This window comes from Microvirga arabica (assembly GCF_016811235.1).
Lineage (GTDB): Bacteria > Pseudomonadota > Alphaproteobacteria > Rhizobiales > Beijerinckiaceae > Microvirga > Microvirga arabica.
Map to the genome: position 1 here is coordinate 21,692 of NZ_JAFBID010000019.1, position 24,109 is coordinate 45,800.

The 24,109-nt window shown below is 62.9% G+C and carries 22 protein-coding genes and 1 riboswitch; of the genes, 11 read left to right on the plus strand and 11 right to left on the minus strand.

Going from position 1 to position 24,109, the window contains the following annotated elements; genetic code table 11:
* Positions 1-828: a carbohydrate ABC transporter permease gene (locus JQC81_RS12085; RefSeq protein ID WP_203272061.1), complete on the plus strand. Its 828-nt coding sequence runs from the start codon at positions 1-3 to the stop codon at positions 826-828.
* Between the two features lie 25 nt (positions 829-853).
* A complete protein-coding gene (locus JQC81_RS12090) occupies positions 854-1,945 on the plus strand; it encodes an ABC transporter ATP-binding protein (protein ID WP_203272062.1) in 1,092 nt (363 codons plus the stop codon).
* Between the two features lie 10 nt (positions 1,946-1,955).
* On the opposite strand, the gene JQC81_RS12095 is transcribed toward JQC81_RS12090, so the two are convergent.
* From JQC81_RS12095 to JQC81_RS12110, 4 genes are all read right to left on the minus strand, one after another.
* Positions 1,956-2,657 carry a thiamine ABC transporter ATP-binding protein gene (locus JQC81_RS12095; RefSeq protein WP_203272063.1) on the minus strand — a complete coding sequence of 234 codons (702 nt, stop codon included), beginning with the start codon at positions 2,655-2,657 and terminating at the stop codon, positions 1,956-1,958.
* A complete protein-coding gene (locus JQC81_RS12100) occupies positions 2,644-4,221 on the minus strand; it encodes an ABC transporter permease subunit (RefSeq protein ID WP_203272064.1) in 1,578 nt (525 codons plus the stop codon). The genes JQC81_RS12095 and JQC81_RS12100 overlap by 14 nt, the downstream gene beginning before the upstream one ends.
* 6 nt (positions 4,222-4,227) lie before the next feature.
* A complete protein-coding gene (gene thiB, locus JQC81_RS12105; protein WP_203272065.1) occupies positions 4,228-5,232 on the minus strand; it encodes a thiamine ABC transporter substrate binding subunit in 1,005 nt (334 codons plus the stop codon).
* 70 nt (positions 5,233-5,302) lie between these two features.
* A riboswitch (TPP riboswitch) is annotated at positions 5,303-5,409 on the minus strand.
* 47 nt (positions 5,410-5,456) lie between these two features.
* A complete protein-coding gene (locus JQC81_RS12110) occupies positions 5,457-7,802 on the minus strand; it encodes a Tex family protein (protein ID WP_203272066.1) in 2,346 nt (781 codons plus the stop codon).
* Between the two features lie 183 nt (positions 7,803-7,985).
* On the opposite strand from JQC81_RS12110, the gene JQC81_RS12115 reads away from it, so the two are divergent.
* The 4 genes from JQC81_RS12115 to JQC81_RS12130 all read left to right on the plus strand — a co-directional run bounded on the left by JQC81_RS12115 (position 7,986) and on the right by JQC81_RS12130 (position 11,404).
* Entirely contained in the window at positions 7,986-9,296 is a 1,311-nt protein-coding gene (locus JQC81_RS12115; protein WP_203272067.1) for an Hsp70 family protein, read from the plus strand.
* A 126-nt stretch (positions 9,297-9,422) separates the two neighbouring features.
* A complete protein-coding gene (locus JQC81_RS12120) occupies positions 9,423-9,596 on the plus strand; it encodes a hypothetical protein (RefSeq protein ID WP_173949999.1) in 174 nt (57 codons plus the stop codon).
* A 99-nt stretch (positions 9,597-9,695) separates the two neighbouring features.
* Positions 9,696-10,607, plus strand: a complete 912-nt coding sequence (locus JQC81_RS12125) for a dihydrodipicolinate synthase family protein (RefSeq protein ID WP_376772397.1) — start codon at positions 9,696-9,698, stop codon at positions 10,605-10,607.
* A 17-nt stretch (positions 10,608-10,624) separates the two neighbouring features.
* On the plus strand, positions 10,625-11,404 hold the full coding sequence (locus JQC81_RS12130) for an SDR family oxidoreductase (protein ID WP_203272069.1): 780 nt from the start codon (positions 10,625-10,627) through the stop codon (positions 11,402-11,404).
* Between the two features lie 28 nt (positions 11,405-11,432).
* Here JQC81_RS12130 and chrA read toward each other — a convergent pair whose 3' ends face one another.
* The 3 genes from chrA to JQC81_RS12145 all read right to left on the minus strand — a co-directional run bounded on the left by chrA (position 11,433) and on the right by JQC81_RS12145 (position 14,585).
* Positions 11,433-12,833 (minus strand): chromate efflux transporter, encoded by a 1,401-nt coding sequence (gene chrA / locus JQC81_RS12135; RefSeq protein WP_203272070.1) that lies wholly within the window; start codon positions 12,831-12,833, stop codon positions 11,433-11,435.
* A gap of 1 nt (position 12,834) precedes the next feature.
* A complete protein-coding gene (locus JQC81_RS12140; protein WP_203272071.1) occupies positions 12,835-13,659 on the minus strand; it encodes a chromate resistance protein ChrB domain-containing protein in 825 nt (274 codons plus the stop codon).
* 137 nt (positions 13,660-13,796) lie between these two features.
* Entirely contained in the window at positions 13,797-14,585 is a 789-nt protein-coding gene (locus tag JQC81_RS12145) for an LOG family protein (protein ID WP_203272072.1), read from the minus strand.
* Positions 14,586-15,065: 480 nt separating this feature from the next.
* Between JQC81_RS12145 and JQC81_RS12150 the strand changes: the two genes are divergently transcribed.
* The 3 genes from JQC81_RS12150 to JQC81_RS12160 all read left to right on the plus strand — a co-directional run bounded on the left by JQC81_RS12150 (position 15,066) and on the right by JQC81_RS12160 (position 18,945).
* On the plus strand, positions 15,066-16,262 hold the full coding sequence (locus JQC81_RS12150; protein WP_203272073.1) for a fumarylacetoacetate hydrolase family protein: 1,197 nt from the start codon (positions 15,066-15,068) through the stop codon (positions 16,260-16,262).
* Between the two features lie 2 nt (positions 16,263-16,264).
* Complete coding sequence (locus JQC81_RS12155) at positions 16,265-17,740, plus strand: aldehyde dehydrogenase family protein (protein WP_203272074.1); 1,476 nt, start codon at positions 16,265-16,267, stop codon at positions 17,738-17,740.
* Positions 17,741-18,147: 407 nt separating this feature from the next.
* Complete coding sequence (locus JQC81_RS12160) at positions 18,148-18,945, plus strand: CYTH domain-containing protein (RefSeq protein WP_203272075.1); 798 nt, start codon at positions 18,148-18,150, stop codon at positions 18,943-18,945.
* Between the two features lie 49 nt (positions 18,946-18,994).
* Here the strand turns inward: JQC81_RS12160 and JQC81_RS12165 are convergent, their stop codons facing one another.
* Genes JQC81_RS12165 through JQC81_RS12175 form a run of 3 tightly spaced genes read right to left on the minus strand, consistent with a single transcriptional unit; the run spans position 18,995 to position 20,714 of the window.
* Positions 18,995-19,840, minus strand: a complete 846-nt coding sequence (locus tag JQC81_RS12165) for a lytic transglycosylase domain-containing protein (protein ID WP_203272076.1) — start codon at positions 19,838-19,840, stop codon at positions 18,995-18,997.
* 46 nt (positions 19,841-19,886) lie between these two features.
* Positions 19,887-20,354 carry a hypothetical protein gene (locus JQC81_RS12170; RefSeq protein WP_203272077.1) on the minus strand — a complete coding sequence of 156 codons (468 nt, stop codon included), beginning with the start codon at positions 20,352-20,354 and terminating at the stop codon, positions 19,887-19,889.
* A 6-nt stretch (positions 20,355-20,360) separates the two neighbouring features.
* Positions 20,361-20,714, minus strand: coding sequence for a DUF6152 family protein (locus tag JQC81_RS12175; protein WP_203272078.1), 354 nt, complete (start codon positions 20,712-20,714; stop codon positions 20,361-20,363).
* A gap of 190 nt (positions 20,715-20,904) precedes the next feature.
* On the opposite strand from JQC81_RS12175, the gene JQC81_RS12180 reads away from it, so the two are divergent.
* Positions 20,905-21,204, plus strand: coding sequence for an HlyU family transcriptional regulator (locus JQC81_RS12180; RefSeq protein ID WP_203272079.1), 300 nt, complete (start codon positions 20,905-20,907; stop codon positions 21,202-21,204).
* Positions 21,205-21,431: 227 nt separating this feature from the next.
* Positions 21,432-23,147 (plus strand): catalase, encoded by a 1,716-nt coding sequence (locus JQC81_RS12185; protein WP_203272080.1) that lies wholly within the window; start codon positions 21,432-21,434, stop codon positions 23,145-23,147.
* A gap of 35 nt (positions 23,148-23,182) precedes the next feature.
* On the opposite strand, the gene JQC81_RS12190 is transcribed toward JQC81_RS12185, so the two are convergent.
* A complete protein-coding gene (locus tag JQC81_RS12190; protein ID WP_203272081.1) occupies positions 23,183-24,073 on the minus strand; it encodes a YihY/virulence factor BrkB family protein in 891 nt (296 codons plus the stop codon).
* Positions 24,074-24,109: the final 36 nt, after the last annotated feature.

Here is a 24,109-nt window from a genome sequence, read left to right on the forward strand (position 1 = left end):
ATGACCATCAGACCTGGCCGCATCGCCGTTCACATCGCCCTGATCCTCTACACGATCCTGGCGCTCGGCCCAATCCTGCTCATCCTGATCAACGCCTTCAAGACGCGCCGGGCGATCTTTGCCGACCCGCTCGGACTGCCCAACGGACAGACCTTCACCACCATCGGCTTCGACCGGGTTTTCGCCAATTCCGATTTCGGCCTCTACTTCTTCAACAGCCTGACCGTGACAGTCGTGTCCCTTGTGCTGATTGTGCTCATCGGAGCCATGGCGGCCTGGGCGCTCACGGAATATCGCTTCCGCGGCAACACCCTGCTCAGTCTTTATCTCGCCATCGGCATCATGGTGCCGATCCGTCTCGGCAGCGTCAGCATCCTGCGCATGATGGTGGAGCTCAATCTCGTCAACACCCTGACGGCGCTCATCCTCGTCTATGTGGCGCAGGGGCTTCCGCTCGCCATCCTGATCCTCGGGGAGTTCATCCAGCAGATCCCGAAGGACCTGCGCGATGCGGCCCGCTGCGATGGGGTTAGTGAGTACCGGATCTTCTTCAGCATCATCCTGCCGCTGATCAGCCCGGCCATCGCGACAGTGGCGGTGTTCACCATGGTGCCGGTGTGGAACGATCTGTGGTTTCCGCTGATCCTGGCTCCCGGAGACGGCAAGCAGACCATCACGCTGGGCGTGCAGCAGTTCATCGGCCAGTACGTGACGGACTGGAATGCGGTGCTCGCGTCGCTCACGCTGGCGATTGCGCCGGTTCTTGTCCTTTACCTTCTCTTCTCGCGCTATCTCGTGCGCGGCCTCACCGCCGGCGCTGTGAAGTGACAGCTTCTTCCAGGAACTGACCGCAATGGCTGACGTTTCCCTCCACGGAGTTGCCAAGTCTTTCGGGGCCACCGAGATCCTGCGCGACATCAACCTGTCCGTGGATGATGGCGAGTTCGTCGTTTTCGTTGGCCCGTCGGGTTGCGGAAAATCCACGTTGCTGCGCATCATCGCGGGCCTCGAGACGGTCAGCGGCGGCGAGATCAGGATTGACAAAAAGCGGGTGAACGAGCTGCCGCCGGCGGACCGCAAGATCGCCATGGTGTTCCAGTCCTATGCGCTCTACCCGCATATGAACGTCTACAAGAACATGGCGTTCGGGCTGAAATTCGCGAAGACCGACAAGGCGGAGGCGGACCGCCGAGTGCGGCAGGCGGCGGAGATCCTGAAGTTGACGCCGCTTCTCGACCGCAAGCCTCGTGAATTGTCTGGTGGCCAGAGGCAGCGCGTCGCCATTGGTCGCGCCATCGTGCGTAATCCCAGCGTCTTTCTCTTCGACGAGCCGCTGTCGAACCTCGATGCGGCTTTGCGGGTTAATACGCGCCTTGAGATTGCCAAGCTGCACCGGGATCTTGGCGCCACGATGATCTACGTCACGCACGATCAGGTCGAGGCCATGACACTCGCCTCCAAGATCGTGGTGCTGAACCAGGGCCGGATCGAGCAGGTCGGGGCGCCGCTGGAACTTTATCGCTCTCCGCGCAACCTGTTCGTCGCCGGCTTTATCGGCTCGCCGCGCATGAACTTCATCAAGGGACAAGTTCTTCGAACTGACGGGAATAAAGTCACCATCGGCTTCGCCGGCACGGAGGCTACCCTGGATGTGAGACCCGGCAGCGTGAACCCCGGCGACCATGTGACGGTGGGTATCAGGCCCGAGCACATGGAAGTGGGAGGAGCGGATTCTACCTCTCTCAGGGGCACCATCGATGCCGTGGAGCAGTTGGGTGAATCGAGCTATGTCTATATGCGGCTGGCCAGCGGCGATGATGTGATCGTCCGTGCTCCCGGCGAGACCGAGGCGACGCCCGGTGGCACCTATACCGCCCATGTGCCGGCCCGCGCACTTCACGTGTTCGATGCAGCGGGCCTGTCGGTTCTGCCTGAGCGCACTTGAGGCGGCATCTCTACGAATTCGATACGGCTGCCGCGATCCTAGGTGCCAGAGCGCTGTTGAGAATCTCGGCAGGCTGACCTGAGGCTACGACCTTGCCATCAGCGACGAAGGCCATCTGATCGGCCACGTGGGCGGCATCCTCGGGCGTATGGATCGTCATGAGAATGGTGACCGGACGCTTGCGCCGCATCTCGTCGACGAGCAGGATCATGTCGCGGCGCAAGGTCGGGTCGAGGCTGCTGAAGGGTTCATCGAGCAGGATCAGAGGGCGGCCCGAGACGAGGGCGCGGGCGAGCGCCACGCGCTGGCGCTGGCCGCCAGACATCTCGCCGGGCTTGCGGTTTTCGAACCCTCCAAGGCCGACGGCTTGGAGGGTTTCCTCGATGAGCATCTTTTCACCTTCGGTCAGGCGTAGGGAAGGCCGTATTCCAAGGCCGACGTTCTGCGTGACGTTCAAGTGCGGAAACAGGTTGTGGTCCTGGAACACGATGGCGACAGGCCGCTTGGCCGGTGCGAGCGGCAACAGGTTCTGACCATCGAAGGTCAATGTGCCGCTCTGCGGCGTCTCAAACCCGGCGATCATGTGGAGCAGGGTGGTCTTGCCGCCTCCGGACGGGCCGATCACGGCGCAGAGATTTCCCGCCTTCACCGACAGCGAGTAATCGGCCGCGAAGTCGGGCCAGGTCAGGCGGCAGTTCTCAATGACCAGCATGGGACAGGCGACCTGAAATGTGAGCGAGCAGGAAGGCGACGAGAACGATGACGAGGCCGACGGCTGACGCCTCGTCGAGCCTGTAGGCGCCGAGGCGCTCGTAGAGAAGGTAAGGCAGCGTTACCAGCTCCGTCCCACCGAATAGCGCGATGATGCCGAAATCGCCGAACGATAGGGCCATGGCCAGGGCAAAGCCTGCGGCGAGCGGGCGCTTGAGCACTGGCCAATCCATGATCGTCAGCTTCGCCCATCCGGCGAGGCCCAGCGAGGCTGCCACCCGGCCATAACGCTCCTCGACGGTGAGCAGATGCGGCGCGACGAAGCGATAGGCGAAGGGCACGGCAGCCAACCCGTTGATGAGCGGCAGGAGAATGAGACCGGCGGAGGATGGATCCCCGGAACGCTGGATCAGCAGGAAAAGGCCCGCCGTGAGGGCAAAAGGAGGAACGGCAAGCAGCGTGTCGGGCAGGAAGTCATAGAAGGCGGCGATCCGCGGAGAGCGCAGGACGAGACGTTTCCGCCGCGCCGCAGAGGCGAGGGCGAGAGCGAGCAGGCAGGCGATCACTGCAGCGGCGGCGGCGATGATCATGCTCGTGAAGAAGGCCTGGAGAAGGTCTGCTCCAAGAATATCTGGAATGTTGCGAAGGCCTGTCAGGACGCTGAGGGCGAGCGGGGCGATGAACAAGGCTGCAATGGCGAGAACGATGCTATCCAGAGCCTTCAGGCGGCGATTCCCCGCATCCGGCCGGCGGACGAGGCTGCGGACAGTGTGGCCGACGGGCGGGCGCGTGAAGGCCCAATGCAGCAGCCCCGTCATCGACAGGCAGATCGCGAGCTGGATCAGCGCCAACCAGGCCACGCGGCCGAAATCGAGATCGATCTTGAGCGCCTCGTAGATGGCCACCTCGAGGGTGGATCGGCTTGGGCCGCCGCCCAGCGCCAGCACGATGGCGAAGCTCTTGAAGCACATGAGAAAGATGAGGCCGGCAATGCCGGGCAGCTCAGTGCGCAGCACGGGCCAGTCGAGATGGCGGAAGATTTGCGCCGGCGTGAAGCCAAAGGCAGTGGCGAGCCGCCAATGTTCGGCGGGAATCTGGTTTAGGCCATCCAGCGTGATCCGCGCCACGAATGGGGCATTCAGGAACACATGGGCGATGAGTATGCCCGGATAGCCGAAGATGGTGATGCCGCCGGGCCAGCCGAAGAAGGCGAGCCCTTCGGACAGCCAGCCGCTGCGGCCGTACACGGCAAAGACCGCGAAAACCGCCACTATCGTGGGCATCACCATCGTGGTGCTTAAAGCAGCCAGAACGATGCCTCGACCTGGAAAAGAGCGCCGAACGAGGGCAAGCGCCAGCCCGATGCCGAGAGCAAGAGACAGAACGGTCGAGAGTGTGGCCTGGATGATCGAGAAGGCGAGCACGCGGCCGAGATAGGGGCCGATGGAGAAAAGCGTCGGTGTTCCTCCATCGAAGGTGGCAAGGGCGATGAAGCCGCCCACAACCAACCCTAAGATGGCGAAAGCCACCAGGGTTCCGGGATGGGGCAGCCTCAAGGTCAGCATGGGCGATCAGCGCGCCGTGGCGTTGAGCCAGACATCGGTGAAGGCGCGGCGGTTCTGCTGCACCTCCTCGGGCGTGAAGAGCAGCGCCTGGCTCGGCTGGATCATTCCTTTGAGAGCCTCAGGCGTCCCCGACGGAGGGTTCTTCGCCGGATACATCCAGTTGGTCTCGGGGATCGCCGTCTGGAACCCTTCGCTGAGGATGAAGGCCATGAACTGCTTCGCGAGTTCCGGCTGCTTCGTGGTGCGGGTCATGCCGGCGAGCTCCACATGAAGGTAGTGACCTTCCGTGAAGGCGGCGGCCTTGTAGTTGTCCTTCTTCTCCGCAACGATGTGGTAGGCGGGCGACGTGGTGTAGGACATCACCATGTCGGCCTCGCCCTTCATGAAAAGGCCATAGGCCTCCGACCAGCCCTTGGTGAAGGTGACGATGCGGGGCTTGAGCTTGCCCCAGGCCTCGCCAGCCTTTTCGCCATAGACCTTCTGCATCCAGAGCAGAAGGCCGAGGCCCGGCGCGCTGGTGCGAGGGTCCTGCAGGACAACCTTCGGGCCGTTAGGATTGTCGACGAGCTCCTTCAGGCTCTTCGGCGTGTTGGGCAGCTTGTTGGCGTCATACACGAAGGCGTAGTAGCCCCAGTCGAAGGGGATGAAGGTGTCGTCCTTCCACTCGATGGGAAGAGACAGGTCCTTCACCTCGGTGCCATGAGGCGCGAAGAGGTTGAGGGACTTCGCTTCCGCCACGAGGTTCATGTCGAGACCCACGACCGCGTCGGCCTTGGTGTTCTGGCCTTCGAGACGCAGACGCCCGAGCAGGCTGCCCGCGTCCTCGGCGGTGACCCAGGTGACGTCGCAGTTGCAGGTCGCCTCGAAGCGTTCCTCGACGGTCTTGGCAGGACCGTATTTGCTGGCGAACGAGCTGTAGGTGTAGACGGTGAGCGTCGGCTTGGTCTGCGCCTGGGCGATGCCGGTGGCGAGCCCAAGCGAAACGAAGGTGAGAAGAAGGCGGCGGTACATCTTAAGAGCGCTCCCATGCAAAAGGCAGGCCGGACAGGCGGCGCAAATTGCACGAGGCATGGCTTTTATGGCGATGTCGCATGCTCATTCCCTCCGCCGGCATGACCCGGATCAGGTTCGACGGGTCGGCGGCCTGGCCGCCTCTCAGCCCCGTATGAGGCTCCCCGTGAGACGCTTCGCTTCTAGAACACTTCAGGGAAGGCCACAAGCCACCCCTGTTGAAGTCACTTCCGGCTGCCCTTGTCCTTGCCGTTGGTCATGGCAGCCCGGCGCAGGGCATCGGCAAGCGCGCCGCCGGAGGAGGGAGCCTGTGCGGCAGGCTTCCGCTCCGCTTGAGCCCGATGCTTCTGGAAGGCTCCCCGGTTGTCGTCCTGCCGCCCCGAGGGGCGCTTCTCGGCCGGGTCGCTCATGCGCATGGTGAGCGAGATGCGCTTGCGGGGAATGTCGACCTCGAGCACCTTCACTTTCACGATATCGCCCGGCTTCACCACGGTGCGGGGATCCTTCACGAAGGTATCGGCGAGCGCGGAAATGTGCACGAGGCCATCCTGATGCACGCCCACATCCACGAAGGCGCCGAAGGCCGCCACGTTGGTGACGACGCCTTCCAGCATCATTCCTGGCTTCAGGTCGCTGATCTTCTCCACGCCCTCCATGAAGGTGGCCGTCTTGAACTCGGGACGCGGGTCGCGACCGGGCTTCTCCAGCTCGCTCAGAATGTCCTTGACCGTCGGCACACCGAACTTCTCGTCGGTGAAGGTCTGCGGATTGAGCTTCTTCAGCACCGCGCCGTTGCCGATCACCACCTTGATGTCGCTCTTCGTGGCTTCGAGAATGCGGCGCACGACCGGATAGGCTTCCGGGTGAACGCCGGAGGCGTCGAGCGGATCGTCCCCGTTCGGGATACGCAGGAAGCCTGCCGCCTGCTCGAAGGTTTTGGGTCCAAGGCCCGAGACCTTGGTCAGCGCCTTGCGGGTCTTGAACGGGCCGTTGGCATCGCGATGGGAGACGATGTTCTGCGCCACCCAGTCGCCGAGGCCCGACACGCGGGCGAGCAGCGGCGCGGACGCCGTGTTGAGATCGACCCCGACCGCATTCACGCAATCCTCCACCACCGCGTCGAGGGAGCGGGAGAGCTTGTACTCGGCAAGATCGTGCTGGTACTGCCCGACGCCGATGGATTTCGGGTCGATCTTCACCAGTTCCGCGAGCGGATCCTGCAGGCGGCGCGCGATAGAGACGGCGCCGCGCAAGGACACGTCGAGATCCGGCAGTTCCTGGCTGGCAAAGGCAGAGGCCGAATAGACGGAAGCGCCCGCTTCCGAGACCATGATCTTGGTGAGCGTCAGATCCGGGTGCTTCGACACCAGTTCGGCAGCGAGCTTGTCGGTCTCGCGCGAGGCAGTGCCGTTGCCGATGGCAACCAGCTCGACCTTGTGCACGCGGCAGAGACGCGCCAGCGTTGCAATGGACTCGTCCCATTGGCGCTTCGGCTCGTGCGGGTAGATGGTGTCGGTCGCCACCACCTTGCCGGTCGCATCCACAACCGCCACTTTCACGCCGGTGCGGTATCCCGGATCGAGACCAAGCGTCGGGCGGGCGCCGGCAGGAGCGGCGAGCAGCAGGTCGCGCAGGTTGCCCGCGAACACCTTTACGGCTTCGTCCTCGGCGAGCTGCCAGAGCTTCATCTTCATGTCGAGTTCGATGGAGAAGCGCAGCTTCGTGCGCCATGCCCAGCGCACGGTATCGAGCAGCCACTTGTCGCCGGCGCGCCCCTGATCCGTGATGTTGAAGGCAAGCGCCACACGGCCCTCGTAGCGGCTCACATAGCCCGGCTCGGCCGCGTCCTTGTCCTCCTCCATCCGCAGGTCGAGGATCTCCTCCTTCTCGCCGCGGAACAGCGCGAGGATGCGGTGGGAGGGAAGCTTGGTCAGCGGCTCGGCGAAGTCGAAGTAATCGGAAAATTTCGCGCCGTCATTCTGCTTGCCGTCACGCACCTTGGAGGTGAGGCTGCCCCGCTCCCAATAGATGTCGCGCAGGGCACCCAGCAGCTCCGCGTTCTCGGCAAAGCGCTCGACCAGGATGGAGCGGGCGCCTTCGAGAGCGGCCTCCGGAGTGGCGACCTCCTTCTCCGGGTTCACGAAGGCAGCGGCGGCTTCCTTCGGCTCGCGGGTGGGGTTGCCCAGGAGCAGATCGGCCAAAGGCTCCAGGCCGGCTTCCCTGGCGATCTGCGCCTTGGTGCGCCGCTTGGGCTTGTAGGGCAGATAGAGGTCTTCGAGGCGCGCCTTGGTGTCGGCGGTGTTGAGCTGGAGCGCCAGCTCGTCGGTGAGCTTGCCCTGCTCGCGGACGCTGTCGAGGATTGTCTTGCGGCGGCTCTCCAGCTCGCGCAGGTAGCTCAGGCGTTCCTCGAGGGTGCGCAGCTGGGCGTCGTCCAGGGTGCCGGTGACTTCCTTGCGGTAGCGCGCGATGAACGGTACGGTCGAACCGCCGTCGAGGAGCTCGATGGCCGCCTTGACCTGCCATTCCTGAACATTCAGTTCGCTCGCAATGCGCTGACCGATGGATAGCATGAAAGTCTCCGAAAGGTTGAGGCGCGGCTTCTACGGTGCAGGGCGCCCCCGGGTCAACGGCCCGTCCACAGCGCCAGGGTCGCAGTGACCGAACGGAAAGCCCTTTCTCCGGCGATTTCGCTTGGCTCTCGAAGCCTTGGCGTATAGACCGTCCGGCCCTTCCCGCCCGCTCCCGAGGTCCTCATGCCCCATTCCAACGATTTTTCCATCGGCATCGATTTCGGCACCAGCAACACGGTCGTGGCCATTGCGGGGCCGGACGGGCAGGTGGAGGCCCTGACCTTCGAGCATGGAGGTGAGAGCCTGAAAGTCTATGTGACCGCGCTCTGCTTCTGGGACGAGCGGCACGGAAACGGACTGCGCACCCAGGTCGAGGGTGGCCCCTGGGCCATCGAGCAGTTCCTGGAAGGGCTCCATGCCCATCGCTTCATCCAGTCCTTCAAGACCTTCGCGGCGAGCGCCACCTTCAAGGAAACGCGCATCTTCCGGGAGCGCTACGGCTTCGAGGATCTGCTGAGCGCCTTCCTGCGCACCCTCGTGCGCCACGGCGGCTCGCGCCTGGACTGGGGTGCGCGGAACGTCATCATCGGCCGGCCGGTCCAGTTCGCCGGCTACAATCCGAATGACGATCTCGCCATGCAGCGCTACCGGGCCGCCTTCGGACGGCTTGGGGCGGAGCACGCCCGTTATGTCTATGAGCCCGTGGGAGCCGCCTTCTTCTATGCGCAGCAGCTCGATCACGATGCCACCGTGCTCGTGGCCGATTTCGGCGGCGGCACCAGCGACTTTTCCGTCATGCGCTTTTCTAAAGCTGGTGGAGTGCTGCGGGCCGAGCCTCTGGGCCATGCGGGCATCGGAATCGCCGGTGACGCGTTCGACTATCGGATCGTCGACCGGGTGGTCTCGCCTCGCCTCGGGAAGGGCGGGCTCTACCGCTCCATGGACAAGATCCTGTCGATCCCCAACCATTACTACGCCAACTTCGCCCGCTGGAACCAGCTGGCGATGATGAAGGGCAGCGGCGATCTCAAGGAGCTGCGGGAACTCGCCCGTACAGCCCTCGATCCCGAGCCGCTGGAAAAGTTCATCGATATCATCGAGTACGATCTGGGTTTCGCCCTCTACCGCGCCGTCTCCTCGGCCAAGGTAGCGCTCTCTAACCGGGAGGAGACGGATTTCCGCTTCGAGGGCGAGGGTGTCGCCATCCAGGCGCGGATCACCCGCGCCGACTTCGAGGGCTGGATCGCCGAGGATGTCCAGAAGATCGCGGGCACGGTGGACGAGGCGCTTGCCAAGGCCGGCGTGAAGCCGGAGCAGATCGAACGCGTTTTCCTCACCGGCGGCACGTCCTTCGTGCCCGCCATCCGCCGCCTGTTCGTGGAGCGCTTCGGCGAGAGCTGCCTGACCTCCGCCGACCAGTTCGAATCGATTGCCTACGGTCTTGCTCTCATTGGCCAGACGGAGGAGCCGGGCCGCTGGGCTGTCGCCAACTAGATCCGCAATCCGGCGGGTCTATGCGGTAGCAGCCTGGGAACGGAGTTACGGAACCGTTCTCCGGCAGTTCGGTTGAGCCTGCGAGAGGTCATCTCATCCGAGCACCGATACGATCAGGAGAGCGCCATGTCCCGCGGTGACAAGTCGGCTTATACGGACAAGCAGAAGCGCAAGGCCGAGCATATCGAGGAATCCTACGAGAGCCGTGGCCTTTCCGAGAAGGAAGCCGAGCGTCGCGCCTGGGCGACCGTCAATAAGCAGGACGGCGGCGGCAAGAAGAGCGGCTCCGGACGCAGCTGAAGGCATAGCTGGGCCGCCTCCCAAGGGTAGTGCACCCGGCGGCAAGCAGGTGTATGAGGGGCGCCTGACCCTTTGCCAAGCTCTGCCATGGAGGAAGCCTTGCTCACGAGTTCTGCCGCCGGCGTCTATGTCATCTGTCCCACGCCTTTCGAGAGCGATGGGCGGGTGGACGTCGCCTCCACCGATCGGATGGTCGAAGCCTACTTGAAGGCCGGGGCCACTGGGTTGACAATCCTCGGCATCATGGGCGAGGCCCCTAAGCTGGCGGCCGACGAGGCGCTGGCCTTCGCCCGCCAAGTGATCGCCACGGTGGCGGGGCGTGTTCCCGTGATCGTCGGCGTGTCCGCCGCCGGTTTCGCCGCCATGTCGGGGCTTTCCTCCAAGGTCATGGATGCGGGCGCCGCCGGCGTTATGATCGCCCCGCCTTCGACCCTGAAGACCGACGACCAGATCGTATCCTATTATGCCGATGCGGTGGAAGCCATTGGCGCGGATGTGCCGTGGGTGATCCAGGACTACCCGCTCACGACGAACGTGGTCATGACCCCAAAGGTGATCATGCGCATCATTGAGCAGAGTCCCTCCTGCGTGATGCTCAAGCACGAGGACTGGCCAGGTCTCGACAAGATCACGACGTTGCGCCGTGCCAGTGACTCCGGGCAGTCGCGGCGCGTATCGATCCTCTGCGGCAATGGCGGCATGTTCCTGCCCTTCGAAATGGAACGCGGCGCCGACGGCGCCATGACGGGCTATGCTTATCCTGAGATGCTGGTGGGCGTGGTCAATCTCATCAACCAGGGCAAGCGCAAGGAAGCGCACGATCTCTTCGATCGTCATCTGCCGCTGGTGCGCTATGAGACCCAGCCGGGCGTCGGGCTGGCCGTGCGCAAATACGTGCTCAAACGGCGCGGCATCATCGCAACCGACACGCTGCGCAAGCCCGGGCCGAAGCTGAGCCCGGAAACAATCGCCGACATCGAATGGCTGATGGAGCGCATCGAGCGCTCGTAAGACAAGGGGACTTTCAGATGAAAACTGGATTGGAAGGAAAGCGCGCGCTCGTTCTCGGCGCGAGCAAGGGCCTGGGCTTCGGCATTGCTCAAGGGTTGGCGGAGGAGGGCGCCCGCGTCGCCATCGCGAGCCGCACGATGGAGGGCTCGAAAGCCGCCGCGGATAGGATCGGCAAGGATGTTCTGCCGTTCATCTGCGACACCGGCAAGGTCGATCAGGTCGATGCCTTGATCAAGGACGTCACGGAGGCGCTCGGCGGTGTCGACATCCTCGTGCTCAACAGCGGCGGCCCGCCGCCCGGTAAGGCGCAGGGCGTGTCGTCCGATCAGTGGCGGCAATCGTTCGATGCGATGTTCGTCAATCTGGTGCGCATTGCGGATCAACTGCTGCCCGGCATGATCGAGCGCAAGTTCGGCCGCATCATCTCGGTGATCTCGTCCGGCGTGATCCAGCCGATCCCGAACCTTGCCATCTCCAATGCCATCCGCCCCGCGCTCGTGGGCTGGGGCAAGACGCTGGCGAGCGAGGTCGCGTCCTTGGGCGTGACGGTGAATGCCATTGCGCCAGGTCGCATCGCAACGGATCGGCTGAAGCAGCTTGATGCTGCCAATGCCGAGCGCACGGGCCGCTCCGTGGAGGACGTGGCCGCAGCCGCTCGCGCGGGCATTCCGGCCGGCCGCTATGGCGAGATCGAGGAGTTCGCGGCGGCGGCTGTGTTCCTCGCCAGCGAGAAGGCCTCGTTCATGACGGGCTCGATCCTGCGCGTCGATGGCGGGCAGATCTCGTCCGTGACCTGATCGAAGACGGGTGAGGCAATATCTTGCCTCACCCCATGGCGCCGGCTGCGTAGAGAGCAATGCCTGCAGCCGACGTCGCAGCCAGGGTTGGCAGCATTCCGACCTTGAAGCGGAACATGGCGATGATGGCTGCAGCCGACAGCAGCAGCGCCCAGAGATTCACGCTTCCCCACACCGGCGCGTCGAAGCTGAGAATGCCCCATTCCACGGGCCGAACATCCCTGAAGATCGTGTGAATGCCGAACCAGATCGCAAGGTTCAGGATCACGCCAACGACAGCCGCCGTGATGGCTGTTAAGGCTCCGCTCAAAGAGCGGTTGCCGCGCAGCACCTCGATGTAGGGGGCACCGAGGAAGATCCACAGGAAGCAGGGCGCGAAGGTCACCCATGTGGCGAGAAGGCCGCCCAGCGTGCCTGCCACAAGCGGATCGAGCGCGCCTGCATCGCGGAAAGCTGCCATGAATCCCACGAACTGCAGAACCATGATCAGCGGGCCCGGCGTCGTCTCGGCCATGCCGAGGCCGTCCAGCATCTCGCCGGGCTGGAGCCAGCCATGTGTCTCGACCGCCTGCTGCGCCACATAGGCCAGAACCGCGTAGGCGCCGCCGAACGTCACCATCGCCATCTTGGAGAAGAAGACTGCGATTTGGCTGAAGACATTGCCGCCGCCGAGAAGCAGCAGGAGGGCGGCAACCGGCACGAGCCAGAGCGCCAGCCACACAGTGGCGATGCGCAGGCTTCGTCCTGTGTTGGGTCTTGCGTGATCCGGAAGATGTTCGCCCAGCAGGTTGTCGCTTTCCTCTGCGCTCTGGCTGCCATGCCCGCCGACCTGAAACTGCGGCAGGTTTGCTCTTCCACTAAGAAAGCCGATCAGGCCCGCCGCAAGGATGATTAACGGGAATGGCGCGTCCAAAAAGAAGATCGCCACGAAGGCAGCCGCCGCGATCCCGACTAGCACCCGGTTCTTGAGCGCCCGCTTGCCGATCCGCATAACCGCTTCGAGCACGATGGCGAGCACGGCTGCTTTCAGGCCGAAGAAGAGCGCCGCGACGAAGCCGACCTTCCCATAGAGGGCATAGATCCAGCTCAGGCCCATGATGGCAATGATGCCCGGCAGAATGAACAGGCCGCCGGCCATGAGGCCGCCGAGGGTACGGTGCATGAGCCAGCCCACATAAGTGGCCAGCTGCTGCGCCTCGGGTCCCGGCAGCAGCATGCAGTAATTGAGCGCATGAAGAAACCGGCTCTCCGAGATCCAGCGCTTCTCCTCAACGAGGATGCGGTGCATCACGGCGATCTGGCCTGCAGGCCCACCGAAGCTCAGGGCAGCAACCCGCAGCCAGACGCGAAAGGCTTCGCCTAAAGATACGCCATGGCTCGGAGGGGGGTGAGACGTCGATCCCTGTGCGGCCTGTACTGTCTCACTCATATCAAGCTCCTGGCTTCGTCGAAGGCCAGTTGTGGGTCTCGTCCGTGGCATCCCGGCACCAGCGGTAAAAGGCATCATAGAGGAAAAGCCCGGCCTCAAGCTGAGCGAGATCATCCGAATACATGCGGGACAGTCCCAGAGATGCGGCCAGCAGGCCGGGCGCTTCAGGGGCTAAGTCCAGCCGCGCTGTGTCGGCGCCTCTTACGATCGTCGCGAGGTGTCTCAAAGGCTTGGTGCCAAGCCCGAACTCCTCGACCATCACGTCGAAAGTGCAAAGCTCGCCGCGGTGGCTCCAGAAGACATCGTCGCCGTCGATGTCAAAGGGCGTCGCCTCAAATCGCTCTACGACGCCAAGAACTTCCGAGGTTGGAACGAACAAGAACACTGCGTTTGGATCTACGAAGCGGCGGATCAGCCACGGACAGGCGATCCGATCGATCTTGGGACGCGAGCGTGTCACCCAGATCGTTCGCCCCTGCCGATCGCGGAATGGAATTGTTGCGCTAGGCACCATGGGCAAGCCAGCCTGAGCCCAGGCCAAAGTCCCTCCTTCAAGGCTATCGGCCGGTATGCCTGCATGGCGGAGCCACGCCGCGACGCCATGGCTGAGCTTCCGCCCCTTTTGGCAGATCACGATAGTAGATCTGCCTGTGAAGTCATGAGCCCAATCTGAGACTGTCTCGAATGGACGTCTGACGGAACCAGGAACAAGGCGTGGATCACTCTCAAAATCTTCATCAGTGCGAACATCGATGAGGACCGGGCACTTGGGGGTGCCGACAAGGCGAGCAAGCTTTTCAGTGGAAATGGTGTTGAATGACGACATGATGCATCCGTGAACGTTCTGGTGCGGATGCGATGCTTGGGCATGTCGCCTCGTGGGGAGATCGCTATCCCCATGAAAGTCATGAAAGTTCAGCCCCGCGATTTTGTCAAATCAATTCGACCGTCTCCGACCCAGCCTCAGAAATCCTGCTCCGAGCCTCTCTCGAGTGTCTGAACCACAAGACCATTTTCAATCAATGTGCTCCACACGTCTTCTGCGGTATCGGCAAAATGGGCCAGTTCGCGATCTCTCTCACTGACCATGCCGTGTTCGAGGAGAGCGTCGAACTTAATGACGGATTGCCAATAGGCCTTGTCGAAAAGAACGATAGGCAGGGGTGGCGCCTTGCCGGTCTGACGAAGGGTAAGGATCTCGAACAGTTCATCCAGAGTACCAAAGCCTCCGGGAAACACCACCAGCGCATTGGCGCGCATGGCCAGATGCATTTTGCGCATGGCGAAGTAGTGGAAGCGGAAGGTCAGGTCCGGGGTCGAATAGGCATTGGGCTCCTGCTCATGCGGAAGGGTGATGTTGAAGCCGATGGAGGGCGCTCCCACGTCGGAGGCTCCCCGGTTGGCAGCCTCCATAATGCCGGGCCCACCACCCGTGGCGATGACGTTGTCGCGTGTTCCGCTGGTGACCGTCATCGCGCCGCCGCGTTGTGACGCGATAGCGCCGAAGGACCGCGCCTCCTGGTACCAGAAGGGGTGCCGCCCCGGCCCATTCTCCCTGATGCGCGCGCTGCCGAATACGACGATGGTCGAGCGGACGCCCCAGGTGCGAAGATGCTCCTCGGCCTTGGCATATTCCAGCATGAACCGCACGCCCCGCGTGGAGTCGCCGAGCAGGAAATCCTGATCGAGCGCCGCCAGACGGTAGGAGGGCGAGGCCATGTTGGCCGCGGTCGAACGCTTGCTGTCATCCATGGATTGGGGCTCCTTTGACCCGGCCACGCACAAAGCACAGTTTCGACGCGGCGTTAATTCCCCATCGGGCCGATGGGGAGTTCCTGAGGCCCCGAGGGAGGAATGCCTACCGGCTCGCCAGGGCTAGGGACATCGCTGGGCGTGACGGGCGGGACGCCGACCGGCTCATCAGGAGCCGGAATGCCCGCAGGTCCCGGATCGGGATGTACCGGATTGGGCACGTCGGGCTGCGGATTCGGGGATGGTGTATCGGACATGTCTCGCGTCTTTCTTGTGTCGGTGCCTGCCGGCACATGCATGGCATCGCAATGGCATAACTTAAGCTGCGAACGGGGGATGAACCGGGTTTGTTCCGAGCCCCCCATACAGGGCAAGGCTGCAATGAATTTTCCCTATAGCCCCTTGCGGCCTCCTCGCTATATCAAGGGCCAACAAGGGAAGAGGGCGAAGCACACCCTCAAGGAAAGCGAGCGCCGGCCGATGGACCACCTGTCTTCAACGAATATTGCCCGCATCCTGCCCGAAGATGGGTTCCAGGGGGCGCTCGTCGGGCGTGTCTGGCGTCCCGGCTTGGGACCGTCGGTGGTTGCCGTGAGGGCGGATGGCCTCTTCGACATCTCCTCCACATGCTCCACGGTCAGCGATCTTGCCGCCATGGACGATCCGGCGCGTGTGGTGAAGGCCGCACAAGGCGAGAGGATCGGCTCGCTGGAGGACATTGCTGCAAATACGGCACCCGACAGCCGTGATTCCTCCAAGCCCTGGCTCCTGGCGCCGATCGACCTTCAGGTTGTCAAGGCGGCCGGCGTCACGTTTGCGGTCTCCATGCTGGAGCGTGTCATCGAGGAGCGGGCGCGGGGCGATGCCAGCGCAGCGGCGGCGATCCGGGCCGAAGTCCTTCGTCTCGTGGGCGACGATCTCAGCCGTCTGAAGCCGGGATCTGCCGAGGCCATGGCGCTGAAAGAGGTTCTTATGGCTCAAGGAGCCTGGAGCCAGTATCTCGAGGTGGGAATCGGGCCGGACGCGGAGGTCTTCACCAAGGCGCCGACCCTGTCTGCCGTCGGTGCCTTCATGGATGCCGGCCTGCATCCCAAGTCCACCTGGAACAATCCCGAGCCGGAAGTGGTGGTGATCGTCACCGCTCAAGGAAAGATCGTGGGCGCAACCCTCGGCAACGACGTGAACCTGCGCGATTTCGAAGGGCGCTCGGCTCTGCTGCTCTCGAAGGCGAAGGACAACAATGCTTCTTGCTCGGTTGGTCCCTTCATCCGGTTCTTTGACGAGACCTTCTCCCTCGATGATGTGCGCCAGACCACGGTGACGCTCACCGTCGAAGGGGAGGATGGGTTCCGGCTCGAAGGCTCGTCGTCGATCACGAAGATCAGCCGCGATCCCGAGGATCTGGTCGCCCAGACCGTCGGGCCGCACCATCAATACCCGGACGGTTTTGCACTGTTTTTAGGAACGATGTTCGCTCCCACGCAGGATCGCGGCGAGCCCGGCATGGGCTTCACCCACAAGCATGGCGACATCGTCACCATTGCGGCGCCCAAGCTCGGGGCACTCATGAACCGCATGAAGCCCAGCTCCGAATGCGAGCCCTGGACCTTCGGGCTGCGCGCACTCATGTCCAACTTGGCCCAGCGGGGCCTCATCAACACCAGACAGGCAGGTTAACGATGACGAAGAACTATATTGCGGGCGAGTGGCTTGCCGCGTCGGAGGCTTCGCCGAACATCAACCCGTCGAACACGCAGGACGTGGTGGGCGAGTTCGCCCGTGCCTCGGCGGCAGAAGCCGAGCGCGCGATTGCTGCAGCCTATGACGCCTTCCCGGCCTGGTCGCGCTCCTCGATCCAGCAGCGCCACGATATCCTGAAAAGCGTCGGCGACGAGATCCTGGCCCGCAAGGAGGAACTCGGACGCCTCCTCTCCCGCGAAGAGGGCAAGACCCTGCCCGAGGGCATCGGAGAGGTCACCCGCGCGGCCCAGATCTTCCACTTCTTCGCCGGCGAGTGCCTGCGGCTGGCTGGTGAGAAGGTGCCGTCCGTGCGGCCGCTCATCGACGTGGAGATCACCCGCGAGCCGGTGGGCGTGATCGGCCTGATCACCCCCTGGAACTTCCCCATCGCCATCCCGGCCTGGAAGATTGCGCCTGCGCTGGCCTACGGCAACACCGTGGTGTTCAAGCCTGCCGAGCTGGTGCCGGGCTCCGCCCACGCGCTGTCCGAGATCATCATCCGGGCCGGCGTGCCGGCCGGCGTGTTCAACCTGGTGATGGGCAAGGGCTCGGTGGTCGGCGAGGCCATGCTGCAGAGCCCCAAGGTCTCGGCCATCTCGTTTACCGGCTCGGTGCCCACCGGACGCCGCGTGGCCCAGACCTGCATCACGGCCGATCCCATGAAGAAGCTGCAGCTGGAGATGGGCGGCAAGAACCCGATGGTCGTGCTCGACGACGCCGATCTCAAGGTGGCGGTGGAGTGCGCCGTCAACTCGGCGTTCTTCTCCACGGGCCAGCGCTGCACCGCCTCCTCGCGGCTGATCGTGACCGAGGGCATTCACGACCGCTTCGTGGCCGCCATGCAGGAGCGCATGGCCGGCCTGGTGGTAGACGATGCCTTGAAGGCCGGCACGCATATCGGCCCGGTGGTGGATCAGGGCCAGCTCGACCAGGATCTGAAGTACATCCGCATCGGTCAGGAGGAGGGCGCCAAGCTGGTGGCCGGCGGCGACCTCCTGAAGCGCGACGCGCCCGGCTTCTACCTGGCGCCGGCCCTGTTCACGGAGGTGGACAACCGGATGCGGGTGGCGCGCGAGGAGATCTTCGGGCCTGTGGCCACGGTGATCCGAGCCAAGGATTATGACGAGGCGCTGGAGATTGCCAACGACACGCCGTTTGGGCTCTCATCCGGCATCTGCACCACGAGCCTGAAATATGCCTCGCACTTCAAGCGCAATGCGGAAGCCGGCATGGTGATGGTGAACCTGCCGACCGCCGGTGTGGACTACCACGTGCCGTTTGGCGGGCGCAAAGGCTCGTCCTATGGTCCGCGCGAGCAGGGCCGCTATGCTGCGGAGTTCTATACTACGGTGAAAACCGCCTATACCTTCGACGGAAACTCACCCTACGTGCCGAAGACCACCGCAAGCGAGTAACCTCGTTCCTTCGAAGCGCGAAGCATTCCAGCCCCGGCATCTTCTTCATGAGAAGCCGGGGCTCTTAACTTATGTAATTGGCTGGTGCTTGGGACCTTGGATTTTTCCGGATCAACAGGCGTCCCGGATGGCATTGGAGCCCATGAATCGGGCTCTCATTAACACTATCGACAAAACTCTGGCAGCTTTTTGCCATATCCATTGAACTTTGCCACGCGAACGCCATCATAGGCTTTCAAGAGAATTTCGCTTACACGCTCGAACTTCCACAGTGTCAAACGTTGTTGCATGTCGAATCCAGACGAGTTGCCTCTGGAGTGTGAATTGTAACTTCATTGTTTTGGTTCAGGATGCTGTAAGTTCTTCGAGCTGATACGCGACACTCGGTTAATAGTAGAGAACTTAATATGGTTACTTCCAGGCGTTACCTCATTGCCTCTTCCCTTGCGCGGCTCATCCGCAAGGAGCGGGGTGGCAATCGTGTGACGGAAGGCCACTTCCCCAACCAGGCCGACCGCAGCTCGTTCGTGGTCGTCGAGGGTGACAAGGGCAGCCTCGTTCTGGTTCACGCGAGCGCCAGCGGGCCCATCGAGGAGCGCACCGAGGTTCCGCGGGCTCATGCCGAGGCGCTTCTCGACGTCACGCCGGGCAAGCTCGACTACCTGCTTACGCATCTGACGGTCGGCACCCGGGACATCCAGATCCTCCGCTTCGTGACGCCAGGTCCCCTCGACCTGATCTCCGTGTCCTTCGAGAGCGAGGATGAGGCCCGGGATTTCCGGCCGTTGTCCTGGTTCGGTGCGGATGTCACGACGGAGGTTCCTTATCAGAACCGCTCCATCGCACTGGAAGGCGCCCCTCAAGCGCCGGATGTGCCGATGTCGAATGCCGCTCTCAACAGCCTGCTCGATGCCCTGGAAAATCGCTATGTGGCGCCTCGGGGCTATACGGCACACCACGCACCTACCCGCAATCAGGCGGAGCAGGGCGGCGGTCAGCGCAACGCACCCCCTCCGCCGCCACCCGCGGCTCAGGCCAATGAGAGGCCTGCGGCCCCGCAGCGTGGTGTTCTGTCCAGGCCCGCTGCTCCGGCGGAAACTGACATGCATGAAGACGACAACAACGATGACAACGATCTGAACCTCAACATCGAGGATAACGTCATCCGCGAACTGGCCCGATCGCTCCGGCCTCAGCGCCGCTGATCCGGCTCATCCAGGAAAGCCCCCGATGACAGCATCGGGGGCTTTTTCTTTAGCTCGGCAGCACGATGCAGCTTCCTCCGGCCGAGCGGATATCCCGGCACATCTGCTCCGCCGCCTGGCGTGTGTCGGCAGGTGCGCGCACGCGATAGAAGGTTCTGGTTCCGCGGTAGCGCAGGCGCGTGCCGATGATCATCGGCCGCGTGTCCTTGATCAGGGACGCATAGGCCCCGCTCGCACGCCTGAAGCTTGCCAGCGCTTTGTCCTTCGAGAAGTTACCGGCAAGCTGAACGCCCCAGGGAGCGAAGGGAGCCTCGATGGTGTCGCCACGGCCGGGCACCCGCAGGGTGGCGACGATCTGCAGGCATGTCTGTGGTTCGGTGCCGGATGCCTCCTGGCCTGCGTCCTTCCTGTCCCTTGCATCGGAAGCCCATTCCTCCGCCGAGCGGCCCGTGACGGCGACAACGTAATTCTGAGTCTCCGCCGGTAATCCCCCTCGACCGGCCAGCCATGAGGCGACACGCGCAGGGCCGCCGTTATAGGCAGCGGCCGCCAAGCCCAGATTGCCGAACTGCCCTGCAAGGTGCGCGATGAACTCCGCAGCCTTCGGAATGGCTTGCTCGGGATCGAAGGGATCGATCAACCCGCGCTCCTTGGCTGTGCCCGGCATGAACTGCGCGATGCCCTGCGCTCCCGCCGGGCTGACGACGTTCAGACGGAAGGAGCTTTCCTGCCAGATCAGCTTGGTGAGCAGGTCGCGCGGGATTTTTTGAGCCCGTGCGGAACCTTCGATCAGGCGGCATAGCGCCTGTTCGACCGTTTCGCCGGACGATTGAGCATTGGCGGAAACTGCGCTGCAGCAAAGAAGGATTCCGCAAAGCGCCAGCTGCAAGCGCATGAATACCTCGGTTGAACGGGGACGTGTGACAACAGATTGCGCCAAGCTACAGATAGGCAATCATGCGCCCTGCCAAGAGCGTGACGATCCAGGCGAGGAGCGACACGAGAGCATAGGCACGGGCTTCCGGGAGGAGGAAACCGGCACGCAGGGCCGCTCCGAAGCGGGCATGAAACAGCGCGACATTGATGAGGCCCAGAGCAATGAAGGCGAGCTTCACATAGAAGGCGGGGTTGGTTCCAAGCGCCCGGGCCTCCACGGCAAGGAGAAGCAGGCCTGTCGGGATCTGCAGAGCGAGACCCGCAGCCGCGAGGGGTATGGCGTAGCGTCCCACCTGCCAGGCATGCTTGCCACGTTCCGCCAGCACCTTCAGGTCGAAGATGGCGATGCCGCCGACCACGAAGGCGGCACCGAGCACATGCAGCAGGTTCGCGGCCGTATAAAGCCACGCGGAATGGCGCCCCGTATGGCCGAGCCAGGAGCCTTCCAAAGCTGCGAGCAGGTCGAGATACATCAGGCGCTAGCGCAGTTCGTAGGTTTTGCCGTCGACGACGATACGCTCGGCCCTCATTTCGGTTTCCGTGCGGGTGGAGGGGTAGCCCTCAACCCGGACTGACGTCCCAGGTTTGAGCATATCCGGATTCAGGCCTCGGGCGCTCATCCGGAAGGGCGGCGCCAGCACCGCGTCCCAGTTCTTGTTCTCGTGAGACACGACCACCGTCACGTGGGGGTTTTCCCAATTGGCCCGTTGGATATTGCTCGTGACCGAAACGAGCCGGCCCGCGTCGTAGCTCCCCCAGCCATGGTGCGCGACGGCGATGCCGCCTGTCAGAAGAGCGCCGGAGAAGAACAATCCGAACAGAGGATATTTCATGATCGTAGGCTCCATGATCCCGCAGACCGCTTATTCACGGCAGAGTTGGCTGCAGCATAGGCGCCGTCAAGACGCTGACGCGGAAAGGCCAAGCCTGATCATGGGATCGTGATGGGACGGGTGAGAGTCGCACCTCTGCCGATGCCGGATTATGCTTCAGCCTTACGAATCATCCCAGCTTGAGTGTGCCATGCCGTCGATCCTGAAAGACCTCTGGAACCGCTTTGCAGGCGGAGGCGGTGCAACCGGCCGCGAGGAGCCTGCTGCCGAGGCCGTTGAGTACAAGGGCTTCCGCATCCGTCCAGCGCCGTACTCGGCCAAAGGCGGCTTCCAAACGGCAGGGATCATAGAGAAGGAATCCGAGGCTGGGATGAAGGAGCACCGGTTCGTGCGGGCCGAAACGCATCCGAGCAAGGATGATGCTGCCGCCTTCGCGATCGCAAAGGGCAAGCAGATCATCGACGAGCAGGGCGACCGGATCTTCGGCTGAGCCAAAAGAATCGGCGGGCTCCGAACTTTTCCGGCGCTATCTGCGCTTGTGGAGAAACCAATGCCAATTCCGGATGTTGCCTTCGCGAACATGCGGCAGCCTGCTGGACAGCCAATTAGATAATCTGATCGGGACTTATAGAAATATCGATTGGTATTGATCGCCACCCGCCATTTAAGGTCTCCAGGGGGCGCATCGCAATCAGCCATTCCTCAAGGGAGAGAGCCATGGATAAGAGCCCCAAAGCACCGTCGGGAACGCCGGATCAAATCCTGACGAACCGGCAGGGCCATCCGATCACCAACAACCAGTCCCAGCGCACAGTCGGAAGCCGCGGTCCGGCCACGCTGGAGAACTATCAATTCCTTGAGAAGATCACCCATTTCGACCGCGAGCGGATCCCTGAGCGGGTCGTCCATGCCCGCGGCTTCGTCTGCTACGGCGAACTTGAGGTCACCGGAAAGATCGGCGACGAGCCCGCCTCCAAATACACCCGAGCCAAGCTGTTCCAGGAAGCCGGCAAGAAGACGCCGCTTGCGATCCGTTTCTCCACCGTGATCGGCGGCCGCGACTCCTCCGAGACCGCCCGCGACCCGCGCGGTTTTGCGGTGAAGTTCTATACCGAGGACGGCAACTGGGACTTGGTCGGCAACAACCTCGCCGTTTTCTTCATCCGCGATGCCATCAAGTTCCCGGATGTCATTCACTCCCTGAAGCCCGACCCGATCACGTTCCGCCAGGAGCCGAACCGGATCTTCGACTTCATGAGCCAGACCCCGGAATCCATGCACATGCTGACGCATCTGTTCAGCCCGCGTGGCATTCCGGCGAGTTACCGGCACATGGAAGGCTTCGGGGTCAACACCTACAAGATGGTCAATGCCCAGGGCGATACCGTGCTGGTGAAGTACCATTTCCACCCGCGCTGCGGCTTGGCGAGCCTGACGGCGGAAGAAGCCGCCAAGGTGCAGGGCCAGGATCTCGGCTCCGCCTCCAAGGATCTCTACGAGGCCATTGAGCGGGGCGAGCACCCGCAATGGGACATGTACGTTCAGATCATGGAGGATCACGACCATCCGGAGCTGGACTGGGATCCGCTCGACGACACCAAGATTTGGCCGGAAAAGGATTTCCCGCTGCGCCATGTCGGCGTCATGACGCTCAACCGCAATGTCCAGGATCACTTCAACGAGAACGAGCAGATCGCCATGGGAACGGGCGTTCTCGTCGACGGGCTCGACTTCTCGGACGATAAGATGCTGGTGGGGCGCACCTTCTCCTATTCCGATACCCAGCGCTACCGCGTCGGCACCAACTACCTGCAGCTGCCGGTGAACCAGGCCAAGAACGCCAAGGTGTCCACCAACCTGAACGGTGGGCAGATGTCCTACCGTCGCGATCTGGCGCCGGGGCAGAACCCGCATGTGAACTACGAGCCGTCGATCCATAACGGGCTGCACGAGGCGCCCCGGGAGGAGCCACACAATGCGCCTGAGATCCGGGGACGCCTGACCCGCAGCGTTCTTGAGCGGCGCAACGATTACGTCCAGGCCCGGGGCCGCTACTGCACCATGATGGATTGGGAGCGTGACGACCTCGTCCTCAACCTGGGTACGCTGCTCGGCCAGTGCGAGCGCGACGTGCAGGAGCGCATGGTTTGGCACCTCCTGCTGGTTCACGACGATTACGGCAACCGGGTCGGCGAGATGATCGGCATCACGGCGGACGAGGTGCGCAATCTCCAGCCGCTGCCGAAGCAGGTGCTGACGGACGAGGACAAGCGCCGCCTGCAGAACCTGGGCAAGAACGGCGACAAGATCGACCCATCGGTCTGGGGGCAGTGGACGAGTTCCGTGAAGAACTACAAGGCCTCGGCCGCGGAGGTCTTAAGCGGTATGCGCGATGTTCCGACGGAGCCTGCTACGAAGGAGGCTGCCGAGTAGCCCCTGCGGATAATCCAAGGATGAGGTGGAACGGGTCAGGCCTCCTGGCCCGTTCTTGTTTGTGGCTCTGCCGTCCTGCGGCGTCCCCTTCGGCTCCCTCGGCTTTCCGCATAGGCCTTCGTGAACTCCGCGCCGAAGAGCAGGATCAGGGATGAATAATAGATCCAGAGCAGGATCGTGATGATGGAGGCGGCGGCTCCGTAACTTGAGGCCACGTTGCTCTTGCCCAGATAGTAACCAATCAGGAACTTGCCGAGGGTGAACAGGAGCGCGGTCACGAGGGATCCGGTCCAGACGTCGCTCCATTGAAGATCGACGGACGGCAGCAGCTTGAAGATCATCGCGAACAGCAGTGTGGCGACCGCAAAGGCGACAAGACTGTTAAGGAACCGGAGGATGACAGTTGCGCCTGAGAAATTCGCCTCAAGATACGACCCGACGGCCGTGAGGCCCGTATCGATGATTAAGGAAACGAGAAGCAGGAAACCGATGCCCAGCACCAGCGCGAGACTGATCAACCTGGTGCGGATGAAACTCATGACCCCATAGCTGGCAGGCGGTTTCGCCTTCCAGATGATGTTCAGGTCGTCCTGAAGCTCGACCACGGCTCCGGTCACCAGGAGCAGAAAGGTGATGATCCCGATCGTCATGCCGACGATGCCGGATCCGACATTGCTGGCGCTGGCAATCATCGCCTCAAGGGCCGAGGCTTCGTTGTTGCCGATCATGCCGCCGAGTTCCGCCACGATGGCGCCCTGTGCCGCATCCCGGCCGAAGGCAAGGCCGGCGACCGCAATGGCGGCGAGCAGCATCGGGGCCAGCGAAAAGACGGTGAAGAACGCAATGGAAGCGCCAAGGCTCATGGCACGGTCGTTCCACCACCCTGCGAATGCCACCTTCAAGAGCTGCCATGTTTCGGAAAGCATGCAAGAACCGATCCTGCCGGACGGATCGGTCCGGCC

Coding starts and splice junctions, on each gene's coding strand:
- JQC81_RS12185 (WP_203272080.1), top strand. CDS start 21,432: ATGGATAAGAGCCCCAAAGCACCGTCGGGAACGCCGGATCAAATCCTG.
- JQC81_RS12115 (WP_203272067.1), top strand. CDS start 7,986: ATGCCCCATTCCAACGATTTTTCCATCGGCATCGATTTCGGCACCAGC.
- JQC81_RS12145 (WP_203272072.1), bottom strand. CDS start 14,585: ATGGATGACAGCAAGCGTTCGACCGCGGCCAACATGGCCTCGCCCTCC.
- JQC81_RS12180 (WP_203272079.1), top strand. CDS start 20,905: ATGCCGTCGATCCTGAAAGACCTCTGGAACCGCTTTGCAGGCGGAGGC.
- JQC81_RS12155 (WP_203272074.1), top strand. CDS start 16,265: ATGACGAAGAACTATATTGCGGGCGAGTGGCTTGCCGCGTCGGAGGCT.
- chrA (WP_203272070.1), bottom strand. CDS start 12,833: ATGAGTGAGACAGTACAGGCCGCACAGGGATCGACGTCTCACCCCCCT.
- JQC81_RS12120 (WP_173949999.1), top strand. CDS start 9,423: ATGTCCCGCGGTGACAAGTCGGCTTATACGGACAAGCAGAAGCGCAAG.
- JQC81_RS12095 (WP_203272063.1), bottom strand. CDS start 2,657: ATGCTGGTCATTGAGAACTGCCGCCTGACCTGGCCCGACTTCGCGGCC.
- JQC81_RS12090 (WP_203272062.1), top strand. CDS start 854: ATGGCTGACGTTTCCCTCCACGGAGTTGCCAAGTCTTTCGGGGCCACC.
- JQC81_RS12190 (WP_203272081.1), bottom strand. CDS start 24,073: ATGCTTTCCGAAACATGGCAGCTCTTGAAGGTGGCATTCGCAGGGTGG.
- JQC81_RS12085 (WP_203272061.1), top strand. CDS start 1: ATGACCATCAGACCTGGCCGCATCGCCGTTCACATCGCCCTGATCCTC.
- JQC81_RS12140 (WP_203272071.1), bottom strand. CDS start 13,659: ATGTCGTCATTCAACACCATTTCCACTGAAAAGCTTGCTCGCCTTGTC.
- JQC81_RS12165 (WP_203272076.1), bottom strand. CDS start 19,840: ATGCGCTTGCAGCTGGCGCTTTGCGGAATCCTTCTTTGCTGCAGCGCA.
- JQC81_RS12110 (WP_203272066.1), bottom strand. CDS start 7,802: ATGCTATCCATCGGTCAGCGCATTGCGAGCGAACTGAATGTTCAGGAA.
- JQC81_RS12130 (WP_203272069.1), top strand. CDS start 10,625: ATGAAAACTGGATTGGAAGGAAAGCGCGCGCTCGTTCTCGGCGCGAGC.
- JQC81_RS12170 (WP_203272077.1), bottom strand. CDS start 20,354: ATGTATCTCGACCTGCTCGCAGCTTTGGAAGGCTCCTGGCTCGGCCAT.
- thiB (WP_203272065.1), bottom strand. CDS start 5,232: ATGTACCGCCGCCTTCTTCTCACCTTCGTTTCGCTTGGGCTCGCCACC.
- JQC81_RS12160 (WP_203272075.1), top strand. CDS start 18,148: ATGGTTACTTCCAGGCGTTACCTCATTGCCTCTTCCCTTGCGCGGCTC.
- JQC81_RS12100 (WP_203272064.1), bottom strand. CDS start 4,221: ATGCTGACCTTGAGGCTGCCCCATCCCGGAACCCTGGTGGCTTTCGCC.
- JQC81_RS12175 (WP_203272078.1), bottom strand. CDS start 20,714: ATGAAATATCCTCTGTTCGGATTGTTCTTCTCCGGCGCTCTTCTGACA.
- JQC81_RS12150 (WP_203272073.1), top strand. CDS start 15,066: ATGGACCACCTGTCTTCAACGAATATTGCCCGCATCCTGCCCGAAGAT.